Here is a 17185-nt window from a genome sequence, read left to right on the forward strand (position 1 = left end):
CGGGCGTTCAGGCCGAGCGGACGGGGATGCGGACACGGCGGGCGGGCCCGGGGCCGGCGACGGCGCCGATCTGCGCCACGGCCAGGTCGAGGCTGGTTTGCGGCCCGCCGAAATCCGCCGCCTCGTCGGCGTAGAGGAGGTTCTGGGCCTCGGCCCGGAGCGTCCGGACGGCCGTGTCCCCGGAGAAGAGCGTCACCGCGTAGGCTTCCGGCTCGTCCAGCGGGATCTCGGCCGGCTCCCAGGAATCGCCGTCGCGGCGTGCCCGGCGGATCCAAGAGAGCCGCACGCCCTGCGCCTCCCGGCGCGCCCGCAGGTGCACGGGCCGCAGCGGCCGGAATGCCGCGAGGCCGGCGGTGGCCGCGAGTTCCGTGAAGGCCGGATCGCCCGGGTCGCTCCCCGCCGGGCCGATCCGGTAGCGGAAACCCCGTCCGGCCTCGTCGAGCCGCTCGACCAGGGGGACCACCGCGCCGTCGTCGAGGCGCACGATCAGGCTGCCCAGGGGGGTGTCCCGGCCGGCGGCCTCCTCGCTGCCCGCGAGCCCGCGCAGGAGCCCGGACAGCCGGTAGGTGTCGGTTCCGGTGAGCACGGCCTGCGCGACGCCGAGCAGCTCGACGGCGCCGTCCGGGCCGATCAGCGCGAACAGGTTGCCGCCGGCGAGCATTGCGGCCGTGCCCACCGAGGCGAGCGCGCTGCCCCGACGCAGGGTGACGTCGAGCGTCACGCCGCGCTGCAGGCGCCAGAGCGGTCCGGCCGGGAGCGCCGCGCGGGTGCGCCCCAGGCAGGCCGGGTAGTCGACGCGTCCGTGGAGCGCGAGCGGTCCCGTGCCGTCCGCGCGCCAGATCGCGGCCGCCCCCGGCCAGGGCTCGGCCGCCACCGCGAGGTATTGCAGGATCGTGGGGCTGCCCCGATCCACCGGCAGGTCAAGGGCGAGCGCCAGCGGCGGTCCCGGGAAAGCCGGCGGCGCGAGCGCCGGCAGGGCCGGGCTGCGGGCGAGTGCCCGCCCGGGGCCGCCGCGCGGCGGCACGCCGCTCGCCTCGATCCGGCGGCCGGTGGGGGCGTCGTCGATCCGGTCGATCTTGCGCAGCACCGTGCCGCCCGGCACGTCCGCCGGGACCGCCAGGAGATCGCCGGGCTCCAGCGCGACCCGGCGCGGGCTGACCGTGAACACCGCGCTGTCGCGGGCCGCGATGATCCGGTCGAGCAGCGCCTCGGCGAGCCCGTCGCCGGTCTCGCAGCGGGTGACGATCGCCGCCTCGATCCGGGTCTCGCGCCGCCGGTCGCCCGCCGGCCGCGCGGCCGCCGCCGCGGCGCGGCGGTAATCCGGGCTCTCGGACTCGGTGATGCCGAGCTCCACCGAGCGCGGCAGGGCGCTCTCCTCGGCGCGGACCTGCCGGAGCACGGGCCTGTCCTCGGAAAGCCGGACGAGCTCGGCCTCGGCGAGCACCACCGGCCGGTCGCGGCGCGGCCCGCGCAGGCGCAGGGTGCCGGCCACCGCCGAGACGTCGAGGCCGTAGACCTGCGCCAGGGTCTCCAGGGCGCCGCGGGCCGTGAGCGGCCGGTCGATGACGTAGCCGTCGAGATAGGCCGCAGCCTCCACGGAGACCGGCGCGTCGAAGCCGAACTCGGCGAGGATCTGCCGGACCAGCAGGTCGAGGTCGCAGCCCTCGATCCGCCCGGTGATCCAGTGGCCGATGCGCCAGTTGCCGGCATCCGCCCAGGGCCCGCGCACGGTCGGGAAGGCCGGGAACGGCCGCGCGTCCCAGGCCCAGACGTGGAGCGCCGCCGGGTCGACCATCCGGCCGCCATAGACCGGGGAGACCGGATTGTCGGCCTCGCGGAAGCCCGGCGCGGCGGGATCGAAGCGCGCGATCACCGCGGCGACGCCGCGGAGCTGGATCAGCTCGTCGCGCAAACCCCGGGATTCCGGCGGGACGGCGCTCTCGATGGATTTCGGGTCGGGGAAGACGTTCGGCCCGTTCGTGCCCTTGTCCACCGCCGGCACCCCGATCTCGGTGAGCCAGATCGGCTTAGCCATCGGCACCCAGGCGGTGGCCCGGGTCTCGACGCCGCCGTCGCGCTCGACATGCGGGTTCGACCACCACGCCAGGAGGTCCTTCGGCCGGTAGATCCAGGCCTTGCCGTAGGCCCCGTCCTCGATCGGCCTGCGGTCCTGGGCGGCGCGACCGGCCGCGTCGGCGTAGTACCAGTCGAAGCCCTCGCCCGAGGCGCCCCGATCCTTGAGGTAGGCGCGGTCGGTGATGTCGCCCGCGACCGCGAGGTCGGCATGGTCCGGCGCGTCGCGCCAATCCGAGACCGGGGGGTACCAGTCGATCCCGACCGCCGCGATGGCGGGATCGGCGAACAGGTCGTCGAGCGGGAAGCGCAGCGTGGCGCCGCCGTCGCGGACATCGGCGCCGTATTCGGTCCAGTCGGCCCCGTAGACTAGGGCGGCCCCCGGTCCGAGGCGGTCGCGCACGGCGGCGGCGAGATCGCGGAACGCCTGCACGGCCGGGTAGCCGGCCGCGCCGCGCAGGCGGGTCAGGCCGACATACTCGCTGCCGAGGATGAAGCCCGCGATCCGCACGCCGGACGACGCCCAGCCTGCGGCGAGGTCGGCGTAGTGCAGCACCGCGTCCCGGTAGCCGCCCGCGAAGAAGGCCGCGACCTGCGCGTCGACCAGAGCAGTGCCGTCCGGGCTCCCGGGCAGGCCGGGCGCCGGATCGCAGGTGATGCGCCCGCGCCAGGGATAGGACGGCTGGGTCGCGCCGGGCACGCGCGGATCGGGCCGCGCGTTGCCGGCCGGCACGTCCATCATCACGAACGGGTAGAGCACCACCTCAAGCCCGCGACGGGCCAGCTCGGCCACGAGCCGGGTCAGCCCATCGTCCGAGGGCGTCCCGCCGTAGGATGGGCTGCCGTCCGGAAGGAGCGAGACGATCTCGGCCTCGGCGCGGCCGATCCCGGCGACGCGCCAATCGGCCGGCAGCGCGCGCTTGCTGCGGCCCTCTACCTTCGGGACCACCCGACAGGCCCCGGCCCGCAGGTCCGACCCGAACCACGTCGCCACCACGGCGACCCGCCGCAGGTTCGGGCAGAGCGCCTGGAGCGCATCGAGGGAGGCGATCACGTCGGTGCTGCGCTGGAGCTGGTGCCGGTTGGCGGCCTCGGTCCGGCCGAGGCCGAGATCGACGGTGACGCGGTCCGGATCGAGGCCGAACTCGCTCGCCCCGGGGATCAGGTCGACGGCGCGGATCCGGCCGCACAGGCCGTTGACCGGGCGGATCACCTCGAAGGCGAATTGCGGGACCCGGTTGCCGAAATCGGCGAGCGGCAGGGCCTCGAACACCACGTAGGCGAGGCCGCGATAGGCCGGCGCGTTCTCGGGCCCCTCCTTGGCGACGATCAACGGGTCGGGCGCCTGGTCCGGGCCGCCGGTATGGACCCGCAGGGTCAGGCCGGCCTGGTCGATCTCCCTGCCGTCCGCCCAGATCCGACGGACGCAGGCGATCTCGCCCTCGCACAGGCCGACCGCGAGGTTGGCGAAATAGGCGTAGCGCGTGGTCACGGTCTTCTGGCCGCCCAGGCTCTTGGCCGGAACGGCGGCGCGCGCCACCGTGGTGTTGGCGACCTCCAGCGGGCGCGTCGCCCAGATCAGGGTGCCGCCGATCCGGGCCCGGCCGTAGATGCGGGGGATCGGGTCGCCCTCGGTCGAGGTGAGCCCGGCCACGTCGGCGAGCCGCGGCCCCTCGACGAAGCGGGTGTGCCGCCCGGAGCCGAACAGCGCGCCGCCGAGCGCCGCGCCCGCCACGGATCCGAGCGCCCGCCCGAGCATGCCGCCGATCGGGCCGCCCAGCGCGGTGCCCAGGGCCGTGCCGGCCGAGGACAGGATCAGCGTGGCCATGGCAAGGCTCCGGATGGAATAGACTTTGCACCGATAAATGGAGAGGATCGCAGCAAGACCGCAAGTCAGATTGACCGATTCAACCCATGATCCGTCGTCGCTCAACTCCGAATGACGACACCTCAGCGGCGAACCGTACCGAAAGTCGCAGAACGATGACCGTAAAGCTCGGGATCAAACCGAAGATACTGCACAAGATCGTCCTGATTGTCCTGGTTATCGGGGCGATCGTCGGCGGCTGCATCTGGCACGAGACCGGGCGCATGGAGGCGATCGGCCGGCAGTACACGCGCTTCATCGACCACGATGCGAAGATGGCCGAGGGCGCGCGGCAGATCATCCGCCTGTTCCATCAGACCAATTACGCGATCTATCGCGTCATCGCCGAGACCGAGGCCGAGCGGATCCAGCAGGCGAGCCAGGAATTCGACGTCGCGGTGATCGGGCTCCGGCAGACCTTCGCGGCCCTGATCGCGGAGGCGCCCGAGTTGAGGGACCAGGTCGACACGCTACGGGGCCGCGTGGAAAGCTACATCTCGGACGTGTCGGAGGCGCGCATCCTCGGGGAAGTTAACCTCAACGCCGACGCCCTCACCCTGATGCACCAGAAGATCGATCCGATCGTCGCGGACCTGGGTCGAAGCACCAGCGCGCTCAGCGAGGGCATCAGCGACCGCATGGGGGCCGGCGCGCAGGATCTCGCCGGGCAGATCGCGGGGATGCGCCGCGACCTCTGGACGTACACGAGCCTCGGCCTGCTCGCCGGGCTCGCCACCGCCGTCGCGGTCGGCATCTTCGGCATCGGCCGCCCGCTCGGCCGCCTCGTCGCGAGCCTGGAGCGGATGGCCGCCGGGGATACCGAGGCGCGGATCGCCGGAGAGCGGCGGCGCGACGAGATCGGCGCCGTCGCGCACGCCGTCGATCGCATCCGCGCCCTGGTCGCCCAGCGCGCTGCCGCCGAGGCCGAGAGCCGGCGCGTGGTGGACGCGACGGTCGCGGCGGAACGGCGGCGCGCCATGGCGGCCCTGGCTGACACGTTCGAGGCGACGGTGGGCGGGATCGTCGGGACGGTCTGCGACGCCGCAGCCGCGCTGCGGGTGACCGCGTCGGCGATGAGCATCACCGCCCGCGGCACGGCCGAGCAATCCACGATGGTGGCGGGCGCAGCCGAGGAAACCGCCCGCACGGTGAACACCGCAGCGGTCGCGGCCGAGCAGCTCGGGGTCTCGGCCGCCGAGATCGGCCGCAGCGCGGACGAGTCGGCGCGCCTGACCCAGGCGGCGGTGACCGAGGCCGAGCAGAGCACCGGCCAGGTTGGCGCCCTCAGCGCGGCAGTGGCGGAGATCGCCGACGTCGTGCATCTGATCGCGCAGATCGCCGGTCAGACCAACCTGCTGGCCCTCAACGCAACGATCGAGGCGGCCCGCGCCGGCGAGGCCGGCCGCGGCTTCGCGGTGGTGGCGGGCGCGGTCAAGGACCTCGCCGCCCAGACCGCCCGGGCGACCGAGACGATCGGCCAACGGATCGGATTGGTCCGGAACTCGACCGACGCGGCGGTGCTGTCGATCACCACGATCAGCGAGCGGATCCACGCGGTCCGCGCCGTCACCGCCGCGATGGCCACGGCGATCAGCCAGCAGGGCGCGGCGAGCCGGGAAATCATCCAGAGCGTGGCGCAGGCCGCCGCTGGCACCGACGCGGTGACCCGGACCATCACGGGCGTCGCCGAAGCCGCCGGGGAAACCGAGACCGCATCCGGTCAGGTGCTCGGCGCGGCGGACGAACTCGCCCGGCAGTTCGCGGCGCTGCGCGGCGAGGTCGCGAGTTTCCTGGCCACGGTGCGGGCGGCGTGACGGCGCCGGTCCGCACCGTTTCCCCCATCGCGTTATTGGCGCGTATCGAAGCTTCGCGACGCGACCGGCCGCAAGGTCATGGACGTCTTCGGCGTCGAGCCGACCGTGGCGACCGGATCGCTGCGGCCGGATCCGCTCCCCGGAAACCGGAACACCCCCGTCAGGTGCCGCCGCCACCACGCGGTCAGCGCCACCTCGGCGACCACCGCGCCGTCATGGGCATGGATCATCGCGCCGTCGCCGGTGGCGATGGCGCAGTGCCGGGCCGGCAGGTGGCGGCGGAAGGCGAAGAGCAGCACGTCGCCCGCGCGCTGCGCGCCGGCTGCGGGCGAACCGGCCACCGGCACGAGGTGGCGGGCCGCCGCCGCTCCGAGCGGGTCGGTGCCGGGCGCTACCGATTCCGCCCAGGTGGCGCTGTAGGGCGGCACCCCCTCCGGCTCGACGCCGTAGAGCCCGCGCCACACCCCGCGCAGCAGCCCGAGGCAGTCGCAGCCGACCCCGCGAAGCGAGGCCTGATGCCGGTAGGGCGTGCCCAGCCAGAGGCGTGCCTCGCCGAGCGCCGCCGCGCCGACATCCCGCCGCATCGCGCTCATCGGAACAGACTCCCGCCGTCGAGGACGTGATCCGAGCCCGGCACCGCCCGCATCACCGCGTCGTTGCCGGGCAAGTGCGGGAAGCCCTGGAAGTTGACCGCATTGGCGAACCGGTCGCGGCAGGTGGCGAGGCGCTTGTCGCACCCGGCGGTCACGGTGAAGGCGTCGCCGGCCGCGACCGGCCGGGGCGGCGCGCTCCAGAGTTCGAGCAGGGCTCCGAGCTGGAGGCGTACATCCGCCGCGTGCCCGGCATTGGCCCCCTCCGTCCAGGTCAGCCGGCCGCCGGTGAACAGGCCGTCCGCGAATCCGCCGGAGAGCGCGACCGAGAGCGTTGCGGGTTCCGGAACACCGGTCACGCGGCCGGTGGTGCGCCACGGGACGAGGTCGACCCGGCAGCGGGAATCGCCGAGTTCGGCGCCGCAGGTGGCCCGGTAGGTTCGGCCGCGCTCGGCGTCGAGCCGGTGCGTGAGACCGCGCAGCTCCGCCACGAAGGCGTCGCCCTCGCGGCGGATCTCGCCGATCGTGGCGAGGTCGAGGAGCAGCCGCGTCTCGGGATGGGTCCAGTCGACCAGCCAGGTCTCGACGGCGGCACCGTCGTAGAGGCCGCCGGCGATGTCGGCCTCGGTGAGGCCGAGGCTGCTGAGCGCCCCGGCCACGTCGCCGCCCGAGATCGCGAAGCCGAGCTCGGCGCTGGCCTCGGCTGCCTCCAGCCCGGTCCGGGCCTCGTGGACGAGGCCCGCGACGGTGAGGTCGCGGTCGTGGTCGGTGAAGCCGAGGGTGGCCCCGTCCCGCCGCCGCAGGGACCAGCAGCGGCACAGGGTGGTCACGCCCCCCGCGAGATGGGCCGCGAAGGCCTCCGGGATGTCACGCATGGCGCCCCCCTCAGGGCCCGGAATTGCAGGAAGCAGACGTTTCATGACCGCTTGGCGCGCGTCCGCGCAGGACGGCCTCGACCACCTTGGCCGCCTGTCGCCGTCATCCCGGGGCCGCGCGGCGGAGCCCGGGATCCGGATCCGCCGACGCGCCGGGTCATGGCACCACCAGCGGCTCTGGGTTGCCCGCCTCCGGGTCCGGGCTCGCCTGCGGCGCCCCGGAACGACGAGGCCGAACACGCGGCGCGGTGACGCGGTTGATAGGGCGGACCACCCTCATCTCACGGCACGATCTCGACGAGGGGCACCTTCGGGATCTCGCCCGCCGTGAAGGCCGCGAGGTCGATGGTCAGGTCGTCGGTGTCGAAGCGGACCGGCACGTCGAAGGCGAAGCCCGCCGTCACGGCGGCGCCCGGCTCCGGGGCGTGGCCGGCCGCGAAGGCGACGAGGCCGGTGGCGGGATCGCACGCGAAGGCGTCGGGCCCGACCTCCCGGCCGCCGACCGCCACCCGGACGCTGCCGGCCACCGGCTTGGCGATCCGGCGGCGATAGGGTGCGAAGCCGGCGCCGTAGGTCTTCACCAGCGGAAAGGTGGCGGTGACCCCGTCGCCCGTGCCGAGCGGCTGGTCGAGGGGGCCGACCGGCCGGCCCGGCGGCCCGGAGCGGCCGTCGACCCGGTCGCGGAAGCGGAATCCGTAGAGACGCCCGCGGCGCTCCTCGAAGAAGGCCAGCACGGCGTGCAGCGCGTCGAGGCCGCGCAGGCCGAAGCCGGCATCGTAGCGGCGGCGGGAATCGGCCCAGCGGCCGTTCCGGTGCTCCCGGCCCGAGGCCAGGGTCACGATCTCGGTCAGCCGCTGCGGGCCGCCGCCGGCACGCAGGGACACGTCGAGGGGGAACAGCACCTCGTGGAAGTCGTCGGCCATGGCGGGCCCTCCGGTTCGCGTCGCGACAGGGCCGCGCCAATCATCCGCGCCACCGCCGGCCTCGCGCGCAGCGCAGCGACCCAGGGCTGCGCGCCATCGGTGAACGGGGCGCTCCTGGATTGCTTCGCTCCGCTCGCAAGGACGATCGCGGTGTCCTGCCTCGGCTGGACCCGGCGGCGTCGGGGAATGCTGTCGCTGCCGGATCGAAGCAGCTGAAAAAAGTCTTCCGGGCGGAGGCGGAAAATCAAAAGTGTCGTTTATCGACAAACGACGGCGGTCGATCGAAGATCGTCACGCCGAAGCGGATGTCCTCCGAAGTCCTTTCGGCCCGCACATCCCGGTTCATCGCGCGCGATCGGCACGACGCGACGCCGTTCTGTCAGGAAAGCCTTCCGATGAGCGCCATCCTTCAGCCCCTCCACGCATCCGCCCTCGACATCCGCCGCGTCGCCGGCCGCATCGGCGCGGAGATCCGCGGCGTCGCCCTCTCGGGCGATCTCGAGGCAGGGACCGTGGCGGCGATCCGGCAGGCGCTGACAACCCACAAGGTCGTCTTCTTCCGCGATCAGACGCTCGACGAGGCCGGGCAAGAGGCGTTCGGCCGGCGCCTCGGCGACCTTGTCCCGCACCCGACCGTGCCGTCGCTCGCGGGCACCGCGGGCGTGCTCGACCTCGACGGCAGCCGCGGCGAGCGGGCGAACTCCTGGCACACCGACGTGACCTTCGTGCCGGCCTACCCGGCGATCTCGATCCTGCGCGCGGTGACGCTGCCGGCCTATGGCGGCGACACGCTCTGGGCGAACACGGCGGCGGCCTATTCCGACCTGCCCGAGCCCCTGCGCGACCTCGCCGACACGCTCTGGGCGCTGCACTCCAACGTCTACGACTATGTCGGCGGGCGGGTGAACGTCTCGGAGGCCGGGCGGCGGCGCTACGACGAGGTCTTCACCAAGACGGTGTTCGAGACCGAGCACCCGCTGGTCCACGTGCATCCGGAGACCGGCGAGCGCTCCCTGATCGTCGGGCATTTCATCCGGCGCATTCTCGGGCTGACCACCGCGGATTCGCAGCACCTGCTGGCGATCTTCCACGACCACGCGACCCGGCCCGAGAACACGGTGCGCTGGTCCTGGCGGAAAGGCGACGTGGCGATCTGGGACAACCGGGCGACCGTCCACCGCGCGGTGGACGATTACGGCGACGAGCCCCGGGTGGTCCGGCGCGTGACGATCCAGGGCGTGGCCCCGGTGAGCGTCGATGGCCGCCGCAGCCGCGCGCGGGACATGGAGGCCCGGGAGGCGGCGTGATCCTCACGTCGCCCGCTGGCCCCGCGCCACGGCCCGGGCGAGGCTCGCAGTCACCTGCGCCTCCGAGCGGCGGAAGGCCGCCGGATCGGGAGTCGCGATGTGGACGGTCACCGAGACCGGGCGGGCCGAGGCGCCCCCGGCCGCGACGCCGAGGCGGCCATCCGGGCCGCGCCCCAGCGGCAGGATCGCCTCGGGGCCGGCCTCGCCCATGAGGCCGGTGCCGCCCGCCATCGGGAAGTAGGTCGGGGCGGCCACGACCCCGCCCGCCGCGAAGGGCTGGACCCGCCCGCCCCGGAACACGCCGCCCCGGGCGAAGCCGGTCTCGGATCCGGCACCCATCAGGGTGTTGATCAGGCCCGTGAGGCCCGACTGGATCGAGCCGCCCGCCGCCCGGGCCGCCGCGCCGGCGAGCCGGGTGCCGATGGTGGTCAGCACGCCGTCGAGGCTGCGCCCCGAGGCGGCGCCCCGGGTCAGCGCCGCGTCCAGGCTGCGGCCGAAATTCTGCGCGAGCCGGTCGAGGGTTTCGAGCTGCGCGATCCGCGCGGCAGCCGGGGTGTCGGATTCGGTTTCGGTCATCGGGCGGGCCCTGTCGTGGAGAAGGCTCTAATCCGGGTCGTCCCACCCATCCCCCTGATCCTGAGGTCGAGCGCGGGAGCGCCCACGCTTGTGGACGGCTCAGATGTCAGGGCTCAGCGGCGTCCGGATCTGGAAAAGCGGCGAGCAGGCGCTCGAAGGCGGCGCGGCTCAGCGGCTCCGGACCGGCGCGACGGCCGAGGGCCGCGGCGAACTCCCGGGGCGTCGCCGCCCAGAATTCCTGCGGCCGCCAGCGCAGCACCCCGAGGCCGAGCGCCAGGGCGTCGTCCCACGGAAAGCCGGCCGGGTCATGAGCCGCCCCCGACCGCGGCGCGGTCACGGACGGCTCCGCGGAGGGTTTGCCGGACCCTGCGCCTCCCCGAAGGCCGCCGCCAGCACGTCGCCGAGGGCCGCCGAGACGGCGTCGAGCCCGCCCGCCAGCGGCAGCCGGGCGACCGCCGCGTCGTCGAGGTCGTGGCCGCCGCCCCGCAGGGCGACCCCCAGCAGGGCGATCAAGTCCCGCGCCGAGACCCGCCCGCCCGCGAAGCGCGCGGCGAGTCCCACGAGGTCGCCGGCTTGGAGCGCGGCTTCCAGCTCGGCCAGCGCCCCGAGGGTGAGGCAGAGCGTGTAGCGCTCGCCGGCGAGATCGAGCGGCACCGCGCCGCGGATCCGGTTGACCATGGGACTCCCCTGGGCTCAGGCCGCCGCGAAGGCGAGCGCGCCCGCCGAATCGAGGCTCATGTCGAAGGTGACCTCGCCGGCATGATCGCCGCGGTATTCGAGGCTCGCGATCTGGAACGGGCCCTCCAGGATCCCGAAGGCCGGCACCACGATCTGGAAGGTCTCGATCGCCCCCTCGAAGAAGATCAGCCGCAGACGCGCGTCCGAGGCCTGATCGCGAAAAACGCCGGAGCCCGCGATCGCGGCCCGGCGCACGCCGGCGCCGGCGAGCAGCTCCCGCCAGCGCCCTGTGGAATCGGCGTTGGTGACGTCCACGGTCTCGGCGTTGAGCGTGATCTGCCGGGTCCGCAGGCCCGCCACGGCCACGAAGCCGCCCGCGCCGTCCCCGGCCCGGATCAGCAGGTCCTTGCCCATCTGCGCGCCCATCGGCTCCCTCCCCTCACAGGATTTCGGTGACGGCCTCGACCGTCAGGCTCGCCCGGGCCTCGCCGGTCCGGGCGTCGCGGCGGGCCCTGACGGCGCGCACCCGCAGGGTCACGAGCCGGCAGCCGGCGAGCGGCAGGCCCGTATCGCGCAGCAGCGCGGCCATGCGCGCGGCGGCGTCGAGCGCGGTCCGGACCGAGCCGGCCTGCGCGATCACCGCGATCGCGTGGCTGTGGCGGTGGCGCTCGGCCCCGTCCACGGCATCGTCCTCGATCGCCGCGTCCTCCCACAGGGCGTAGACCGGCGGCGCACCCCGCGGCGGCTCGTCGTAGAGCCGCACGTGTCCGCCGAGCAGGGCCGCGAGGCCGGCATCGGCGGAGAAGCGGGCGATCAGGCCGGCGCGCAAGGCCAGCAGCGGGCTCGGATCGCTCACGGCAGGCTCTCCCGCGGCAGTTCCTCGACGTGGCAGACGCAAGCGCAGCCCCGCGCATCCGGCTCGGTGACGGCGCGGATCGCGAAGCGGCGGGGGCCGGCCACGAGCCGCATCGTCGGGTCGAGGCGGGGCCGGCCCCGCAGGGTGATCCGATAGACGGGCCGCGCGTCGGTCCGGCCGCCGGCTGTCCGGTCGACCACGCTCGCCGGCGCCAGCGCGCCCCACAGGACCGGGCCGGCCACGTAGCAGCGCAGGACGCCCCCGAACCCGTCGGGCTCCTCCAAGGGACGCTCGAGGACGAAGCGACGCCGCCGGGCGCCGAGGGGCGGGCGCGATGCGGCCATCGCCGAGGCTCCGGACCGGACCATCACAGCCGCATCCGGCGGAACGGCGCCGCGAGGTCGGCGGCGTCGGTGCGGGCGGCGTCCGGCTCGTCGCCGCGATGCTCGTAGCGGGCGGCCGCGAGCCGCAGGATCGCGAGGCGCAGGGGCGCCGGCACCGGCGGCCCGTCGCCCCCGTACCCGGCCGCGACCTCGATCAGGATCGTGCGTCCGGCGGGATCGGGTGCGGCCGGATCGATCAGCAGGCCCGGCGCCTCGACCGGGTCGGGGCCGAGGCGCACCAGCCCGGCGGCGAGGTCGGTGACGCCCCCAGCCTCCGCGAAGCCGGCGCGCAGGAGCGTCACCAGCGGGCTCAGCGGCAGCGGCACCTGCCCGTCGGCCGGCCAGGCGGCGAGCGCGATCCGGTAGCGGCCCGGGACGAGGATCCGGCGCGTCTCGCTCTCCAGGCTGGCCCGCACCGCGGTGATCAGGGCCTGGAGCAGCGCGTCCTCGGCGCCGTCGTCGTCGGACTCGAACCGCAGGTAGGCGCGCAGGTCGGCCACGCTCACCGGCTCGACGGCGGCGGCGTCGATGCGTAACGGGATCATCGCGCGTCTCTCTCGAAGGGTGGTCGATGCTGGTTTCGAAGCGCCGCCCGGCGGCCCTCGCCGTCGCGACGGTTTCCCTGACGGCTTGCCTGCTGCTCGCGGCCGTGCCGGCGCGGGCCATCGTCGGCGGTACGGAGGCACCCCCCGGCGGGGCCGTGATGGTCCTGTCGTCGAAGGGCGGCGTCTGCACCGGGTTGGTGCTCGCCCCCGACACGGTGCTGACCGCCGGCCATTGCGCCGCCGCGGGCGAGCACCGCGTCCATTTCCGCGACGCGGCCGGCGCGCCCGTTCTCGTCGAGATCGCCGCGCGGGCGGTGCATCCGGGCTACGATGCCGGCGCCGCGAAGGCCCGGCGCCGCTCCATCGACCTCGCGCTCCTGCGCACCGCGACACCGCTGCCGGCCCGCTTCGCGCCCGCGACCCTGAGCGCCGCCATGCCGCGGGCCGGCGACAGCCTGACCCTGTCGGGCTACGGCGCCGCCAGGCCCGGCGACCCGCGCTCGACCGGCACCTACCGCAGCGTCGCCCTGCCGGTGATCGAGCCCTACGGGCCGAGCCGGATCCTGGTCTGGCTGCGGGGCGAAGCCGGCGGCGCCTGCCAGGGCGATTCCGGCGGACCGATCGCGGCGCCGGACGGCGCGGTGCTGGCGCTGTCCGCCTGGATCGGCGGCAGCTGCGGCGGCCTCACGCAGGGCGTCCTGCTGGGACCGCAGCGCGGCTGGATCGACGAAAGGCTCGGCGGCTGGGGCCGCAGCGCCCGCTGGGCGGAGTAGAACCCGAGCTCATCCGCGGGGAACCTCAGCTTGGCCGGGACATTGCCTTGCTCTAGGCTCACCCGGCGCCGCGCTCCCTCGGACGGCGTCCCTCACCCGCGCCCCCCCGGAGTGCCCGATGTCCCCTCGCCCGATCCGCAAGGCCGGCCTTCGCGAGCGTGTCCTGCGCGAGCGTGTCCTGCGCGGCGGCCTCGCGGGCCGATTGGGCGGCGGCCTCCTCGGCGCGGCGCTGCTCGGCACGGTCGCGGGCCTGATGCCGGCCCCCGCCGCGGCGGTGATCAACGGCACCACCACGCGGGATCCGAACGGGGCGCGCAGCTTCGTGGTGCGCATCGAGAGCACGGAGGGCGAGATCTGCTCGGGCACGCTGATCGCGCCCGACCTCGTGCTCAGCGCCGCCCACTGCGTGATGCGCCCGGCCGGCTACACGGTGATCAGCGTGGACCGCGGCTTCCGCCAGCAGCGGACCGCGGTGATCGCCGCGACCATGCACCCCGACTTCGTCCCCGGCACGACGCCGGAGGACCAGCCGGGCGTCGACCTGGCGCTGCTCAAGCTCGAGCAGCCGCTGGGCACCGACTACATGCCCCTCGATCCCCGCGGGGCCGCCTCGATCGATAACGGCGCGCCCGTCGATATCGCGGGCTTCGGCGTCGTGGCGGAGAACCGGCGGAACTCGGCGCGCGTCCTGCGGCTGGCGCATCTCGTGTCGATCGGCTCGCTGCAGGTCGCCAATCGCGTGACCGTGGTGACCGACCGGCGGCGGATGGCCGAGACCTCGGGGGCCGGGGCGTGCCTCGGCGATTCCGGCGGCCCGATCCTGGCCGGCGGCCCCGGTGGCTACCGGATCGTCGGCGTGGTGAGCTGGTCGAGCGGCGCCCTGCAGCAGGGCGCGCGCCGGACCGCCTGCGGCGGCTTCACCGCCGTGACGCCGGTGGCCGAGCACGCCGGCTGGATCGCGTCCCGATCGGCGGAGCTGTCGCGGATCCAGGTGGGCGAGGCGCTGCCGCGCGGCAACCGTTCCGACTGGATGGCGCGCCCGGGCCGGCACCGCTAGAGCCGTCGCCGGCCCCGGCCCGACCCGCCCGCATGCCTCACCCGAGATGCACGCGCATCTCGGGTGAGGCATGCGGGTCGGATTCGCCAGGACCGCAGCTGCCCGGCGCCCTGAGAAGCGCCCGCGAGACCCGCCCACGCCGCGGCACCAATCCACCGCGTCCGCATGTGCGGCCGCGCTCATCGTCCGGGGATCCGTCGCCCCCGCGGGAACCTGAGGCCGCATCGACACTTTCGAATCCGAACCTCACCACCTCACTGGCTCACGGAGCGAGAGCATGGCCGACACCGGCACCAGCAATACCCCGCGGACGCACAAGACCCGCAACAACACGGATTCGAACGCCAAGAAGGTCTCGATCGAAGCGCTCAACGCCCGGCTGGCGGACGGCATCGATCTGGCGCTCGCGATCAAGCAGGCCCATTGGAACCTCAAGGGACCGCAGTTCATCGGCGTCCACGAGATGCTCGACGGGTTCCGGACCCAGCTCGACGAGCTCAACGACACGGTCGCCGAGCGCGCGGTGCAGCTCGGCGCGACGGCCTTCGGCTCGACCCAGGCCGTCGCCGAGCGCACGAAGCTCCCGGCCTACCCGACGGGCATCTACGCCATCGCCGACCACATCGCCGCGCTGATCGACAGCTACGCCGCCTACGCCAACGCGGTGCGGCAGAACATCGACGAGACCGACGAGGCGGGCGATCCGGACACGGCCGACCTGTTCACCGAGATCTCAAGGGCCGTGGACAAGCACCTGTGGTTCCTCGAGGCCCACGTGCAGGAGCCGACCGGCACCCTGCGCGACGGCAATTCGGGGCGCTAGGCCGATCCGCCCCGCCCGCCAGCAGGCGGGGCGCAGACCGGTATACGAAATGGGCCCAGCCGATCGGCCGGGCACGTCCTGAACACACGGTCGGGGCGCCCCGTCTCGGGAGGCGGCACAGCCCCGTCGCGGCTATCCGGGAGAGCGTGCCCCTGATGTCACGGCGGGATTGAGCCGAGCTCGGGACGGGCGCCGCCGGAGACCGCACCGGCCGGCCCGGCTCAGCCGGACTTCAACAGCTTGATGGCGTCGAAATCCTGCACGCCGCCGCCGACGCGCTTGGTGGTGTAGAACAGCACGTAGGGCTTGGCCGAGTACGGGTCGCGCAGCACCCGCATGCCGGTGCGGTCGACCACGAGGTAGCCGCGGCGGAAGTCGCCGAAGGCCACCGACAGGCTGTCCTTTCCGAGATCCGGCATCGCCTCCGCCTCCGTCACAGGGAAGCCGATCAGCGTCGCGGACCGGCCGGCGGCGAGCGGCGGCTGCCAGAGGTAGTTGCCTTCTGCGTCCTTGAACTTCCGGATCGCGCTCTGGGTGCGCCGGTTCATGACGAATCCGGCGTTCTGGCGGTAGCCCGCCCGCAGGCCGTAGACGAGGTCGAACAGCACGTCCGCCGGGTTGGTCGACGGGAACCCGCCCGCCGCCCCGGTGGCGACGAATCCGAGCTTGCCCGGCACCCAGGCGGCGTTGGCGACCGTGTCGTAGCTCAGGACGCCGCGCGGGCGGCTGGCGCCGTTGCCGGTGACGAAGGCGATGCCCTCCTGCTCGGCGAAGGCGGTCTCGACCTCGGCCGAGAGCCACCCGTCGAGATCGACCACGGAATCGTCGAGGAGCGTCTGCGTGGCGGCCGGCATCGCGTAGAGTTCCATGGCGGGGAACGCGATCTCCGAGAGCGCCGGCGCGGCGGTTTCGGGCCGCGGTGCCGTCTCCGCCGCCCAGCCGGTGACCGGCGCCCCCACCGAGATCGCGCGCTTGTACTGGGCGCCCGAGATCTGCTGCACGCTGGCGATCGACCGGATCGGGGACACCTGGGCGAGACGCGTCAGCACGGTGCGCTCGATCGTGTCCGGCACGAGGTAGCCGCCATCCGGCCCCGAGCCGGCCGACAGCGCGTTGGCCTCCAGGCGCTTGAGCCCGGCGCTCTCGCCGGCCCGCACGTACAGGTCGAAGGCCGCCTTGTACTCTTGGGCGAGCGCATCGCCCCGGGGCCCAGGCTGGCCCAGCGGCGGCCGGGCCTGCTCCAGGCCGATCCGGTCGAGGCGGGTGCGGGCGGCGTCCAGCGCCGCGTCGATGCGGGCGAGCTTCTCCTCGGTGAGCACGTCGGCGCCGAGCCGGCCCTCGATCGCCCCGAGGCGTACCTCGTTCGTCTCCTTGAACGCCGCGAAGGCGGTGGCGAGCTCGTCGAGGGCCGAGCGCATCGGCCCGCCCTCGGGCCGGGCGGCCTTGTTCTCCAGATCGGGCAGGCCGCCCTTGGTCTCGAGGTCGGAGCTGGCCGTCAGGGTGTTGGCATCCATGGCGAAACCTCGTCGTCAGGAGGGGTGTCGGAGCCGGAGGGACGGAACCGGCCGGCGGGACGGGGCGATCCGGCGGGCGAGGCCGCGGATCTCCGCCACCAGGGGATCCTCGCCGGGAGCCGGGCTCGCCCGGGCCCCCGGCTGGAGCGGGAAGGTCACCAGCGAGATCTCCCAGAGATCGACCTGATGGAGCCGGCGCGCGCCGCCCGCGCCCGGCCCAGCGCGCAGCGTGCGGAAGCCGATCGACAGCCCGTCGAGGCCGCCCTGGCGCATCAGCGCGTCGACCTCCCGGGCGCGCTGAACGTCGAGGTTGAGCTGACCCTCGGCCCGGAGGCCGCGGGCATCCTCGCGGAGGGTGAGCCAGCGGCCGATCGGCTCGGCCGGATCGTGCTGGAACAGCAGCCGCACGCCGGCCGGCCCGCGCCGGGCAAGGCTCGCCGCGAAGGCGCCCGGCATCACCACGTCGCGGCCCAGATCGGGCACGCCGAACAGGCTGGCGTAGCCGGTGAAATGGCCGTCCATGGCGGGGTC

18 protein-coding genes are annotated in these 17185 nt (G+C 74.4%); 5 read left to right on the top strand and 13 right to left on the bottom strand.

Features of this window, described 5'->3' with window-relative positions; genetic code table 11:
* Nucleotides 1-7: 7 nt before the first annotated feature.
* Nucleotides 8-3901 carry a glycoside hydrolase/phage tail family protein gene (locus JOE48_RS11650; protein WP_210029937.1) on the bottom strand — a complete coding sequence of 1298 codons (3894 nt, stop codon included), beginning with the start codon at nucleotides 3899-3901 and terminating at the stop codon, nucleotides 8-10.
* A gap of 155 nt (nucleotides 3902-4056) precedes the next feature.
* On the opposite strand from JOE48_RS11650, the gene JOE48_RS11655 reads away from it, so the two are divergent.
* Complete coding sequence (locus JOE48_RS11655; protein WP_245252801.1) at nucleotides 4057-5754, top strand: methyl-accepting chemotaxis protein; 1698 nt, start codon at nucleotides 4057-4059, stop codon at nucleotides 5752-5754.
* Between the two features lie 32 nt (nucleotides 5755-5786).
* Here the strand turns inward: JOE48_RS11655 and JOE48_RS11660 are convergent, their stop codons facing one another.
* From JOE48_RS11660 to JOE48_RS11670, 3 genes are all read right to left on the bottom strand, one after another.
* Entirely contained in the window at nucleotides 5787-6347 is a 561-nt protein-coding gene (locus JOE48_RS11660; RefSeq protein WP_210029938.1) for an NlpC/P60 family protein, read from the bottom strand.
* The gene (locus tag JOE48_RS11665) at nucleotides 6344-7219 is read right to left on the bottom strand and encodes a DUF2163 domain-containing protein (RefSeq protein WP_210029939.1); all 876 of its coding nucleotides are present in this window, start codon (nucleotides 7217-7219) and stop codon (nucleotides 6344-6346) included. Before JOE48_RS11665 ends, JOE48_RS11660 begins: the two co-directional genes overlap by 4 nt.
* A 281-nt stretch (nucleotides 7220-7500) precedes the next feature.
* A complete protein-coding gene (locus JOE48_RS11670; RefSeq protein WP_210029940.1) occupies nucleotides 7501-8142 on the bottom strand; it encodes a DUF2460 domain-containing protein in 642 nt (213 codons plus the stop codon).
* Nucleotides 8143-8537: 395 nt separating this feature from the next.
* Between JOE48_RS11670 and JOE48_RS11675 the strand changes: the two genes are divergently transcribed.
* Complete coding sequence (locus tag JOE48_RS11675; RefSeq protein WP_210029941.1) at nucleotides 8538-9449, top strand: TauD/TfdA family dioxygenase; 912 nt, start codon at nucleotides 8538-8540, stop codon at nucleotides 9447-9449.
* A gap of 3 nt (nucleotides 9450-9452) precedes the next feature.
* Here JOE48_RS11675 and JOE48_RS11680 read toward each other — a convergent pair whose 3' ends face one another.
* The 7 genes from JOE48_RS11680 to JOE48_RS11710 form a co-directional block, all read right to left on the bottom strand.
* Nucleotides 9453-10025: a phage tail tape measure protein gene (locus JOE48_RS11680; protein ID WP_210029942.1), complete on the bottom strand. Its 573-nt coding sequence runs from the start codon at nucleotides 10023-10025 to the stop codon at nucleotides 9453-9455.
* Nucleotides 10026-10131: 106 nt separating this feature from the next.
* On the bottom strand, nucleotides 10132-10362 hold the full coding sequence (locus tag JOE48_RS11685) for a rcc01693 family protein (RefSeq protein ID WP_210029943.1): 231 nt from the start codon (nucleotides 10360-10362) through the stop codon (nucleotides 10132-10134).
* Nucleotides 10359-10703: a gene transfer agent family protein gene (locus tag JOE48_RS11690; protein WP_210029944.1), complete on the bottom strand. Its 345-nt coding sequence runs from the start codon at nucleotides 10701-10703 to the stop codon at nucleotides 10359-10361. The genes JOE48_RS11685 and JOE48_RS11690 overlap by 4 nt, the downstream gene beginning before the upstream one ends.
* Before the next feature lie 15 nt (nucleotides 10704-10718).
* Nucleotides 10719-11129, bottom strand: a complete 411-nt coding sequence (locus tag JOE48_RS11695) for a phage major tail protein, TP901-1 family (RefSeq protein ID WP_210029945.1) — start codon at nucleotides 11127-11129, stop codon at nucleotides 10719-10721.
* A 13-nt stretch (nucleotides 11130-11142) separates the two neighbouring features.
* On the bottom strand, nucleotides 11143-11559 hold the full coding sequence (locus tag JOE48_RS11700; protein ID WP_210029946.1) for a DUF3168 domain-containing protein: 417 nt from the start codon (nucleotides 11557-11559) through the stop codon (nucleotides 11143-11145).
* Nucleotides 11556-11903: a head-tail adaptor protein gene (locus JOE48_RS11705; protein WP_210029947.1), complete on the bottom strand. Its 348-nt coding sequence runs from the start codon at nucleotides 11901-11903 to the stop codon at nucleotides 11556-11558. The genes JOE48_RS11700 and JOE48_RS11705 overlap by 4 nt, the downstream gene beginning before the upstream one ends.
* Before the next feature lie 23 nt (nucleotides 11904-11926).
* A complete protein-coding gene (locus JOE48_RS11710; RefSeq protein WP_210029949.1) occupies nucleotides 11927-12487 on the bottom strand; it encodes a hypothetical protein in 561 nt (186 codons plus the stop codon).
* 26 nt (nucleotides 12488-12513) lie between these two features.
* On the opposite strand from JOE48_RS11710, the gene JOE48_RS11715 reads away from it, so the two are divergent.
* The 3 genes from JOE48_RS11715 (at nucleotide 12514) to dps (ending at nucleotide 15140) form a co-directional block, all read left to right on the top strand.
* Entirely contained in the window at nucleotides 12514-13260 is a 747-nt protein-coding gene (locus JOE48_RS11715; protein WP_210029951.1) for a S1 family peptidase, read from the top strand.
* A 118-nt stretch (nucleotides 13261-13378) separates the two neighbouring features.
* Nucleotides 13379-14317: a S1 family peptidase gene (locus JOE48_RS11720; protein WP_210029953.1), complete on the top strand. Its 939-nt coding sequence runs from the start codon at nucleotides 13379-13381 to the stop codon at nucleotides 14315-14317.
* A gap of 277 nt (nucleotides 14318-14594) precedes the next feature.
* Entirely contained in the window at nucleotides 14595-15140 is a 546-nt protein-coding gene (gene dps, locus JOE48_RS11725) for a DNA starvation/stationary phase protection protein Dps (protein ID WP_210029954.1), read from the top strand.
* Nucleotides 15141-15361: 221 nt separating this feature from the next.
* Here dps and JOE48_RS11730 read toward each other — a convergent pair whose 3' ends face one another.
* The gene (locus tag JOE48_RS11730) at nucleotides 15362-16654 is read right to left on the bottom strand and encodes a phage major capsid protein (RefSeq protein WP_210029956.1); all 1293 of its coding nucleotides are present in this window, start codon (nucleotides 16652-16654) and stop codon (nucleotides 15362-15364) included.
* Nucleotides 16655-16669: 15 nt separating this feature from the next.
* Nucleotides 16670-17176, bottom strand: coding sequence for an HK97 family phage prohead protease (locus JOE48_RS11735; RefSeq protein ID WP_210029958.1), 507 nt, complete (start codon nucleotides 17174-17176; stop codon nucleotides 16670-16672).
* Nucleotides 17177-17185: the final 9 nt, after the last annotated feature.

The organism is Methylobacterium sp. PvR107 (assembly GCF_017833295.1).
GTDB lineage: Bacteria > Pseudomonadota > Alphaproteobacteria > Rhizobiales > Beijerinckiaceae > Methylobacterium.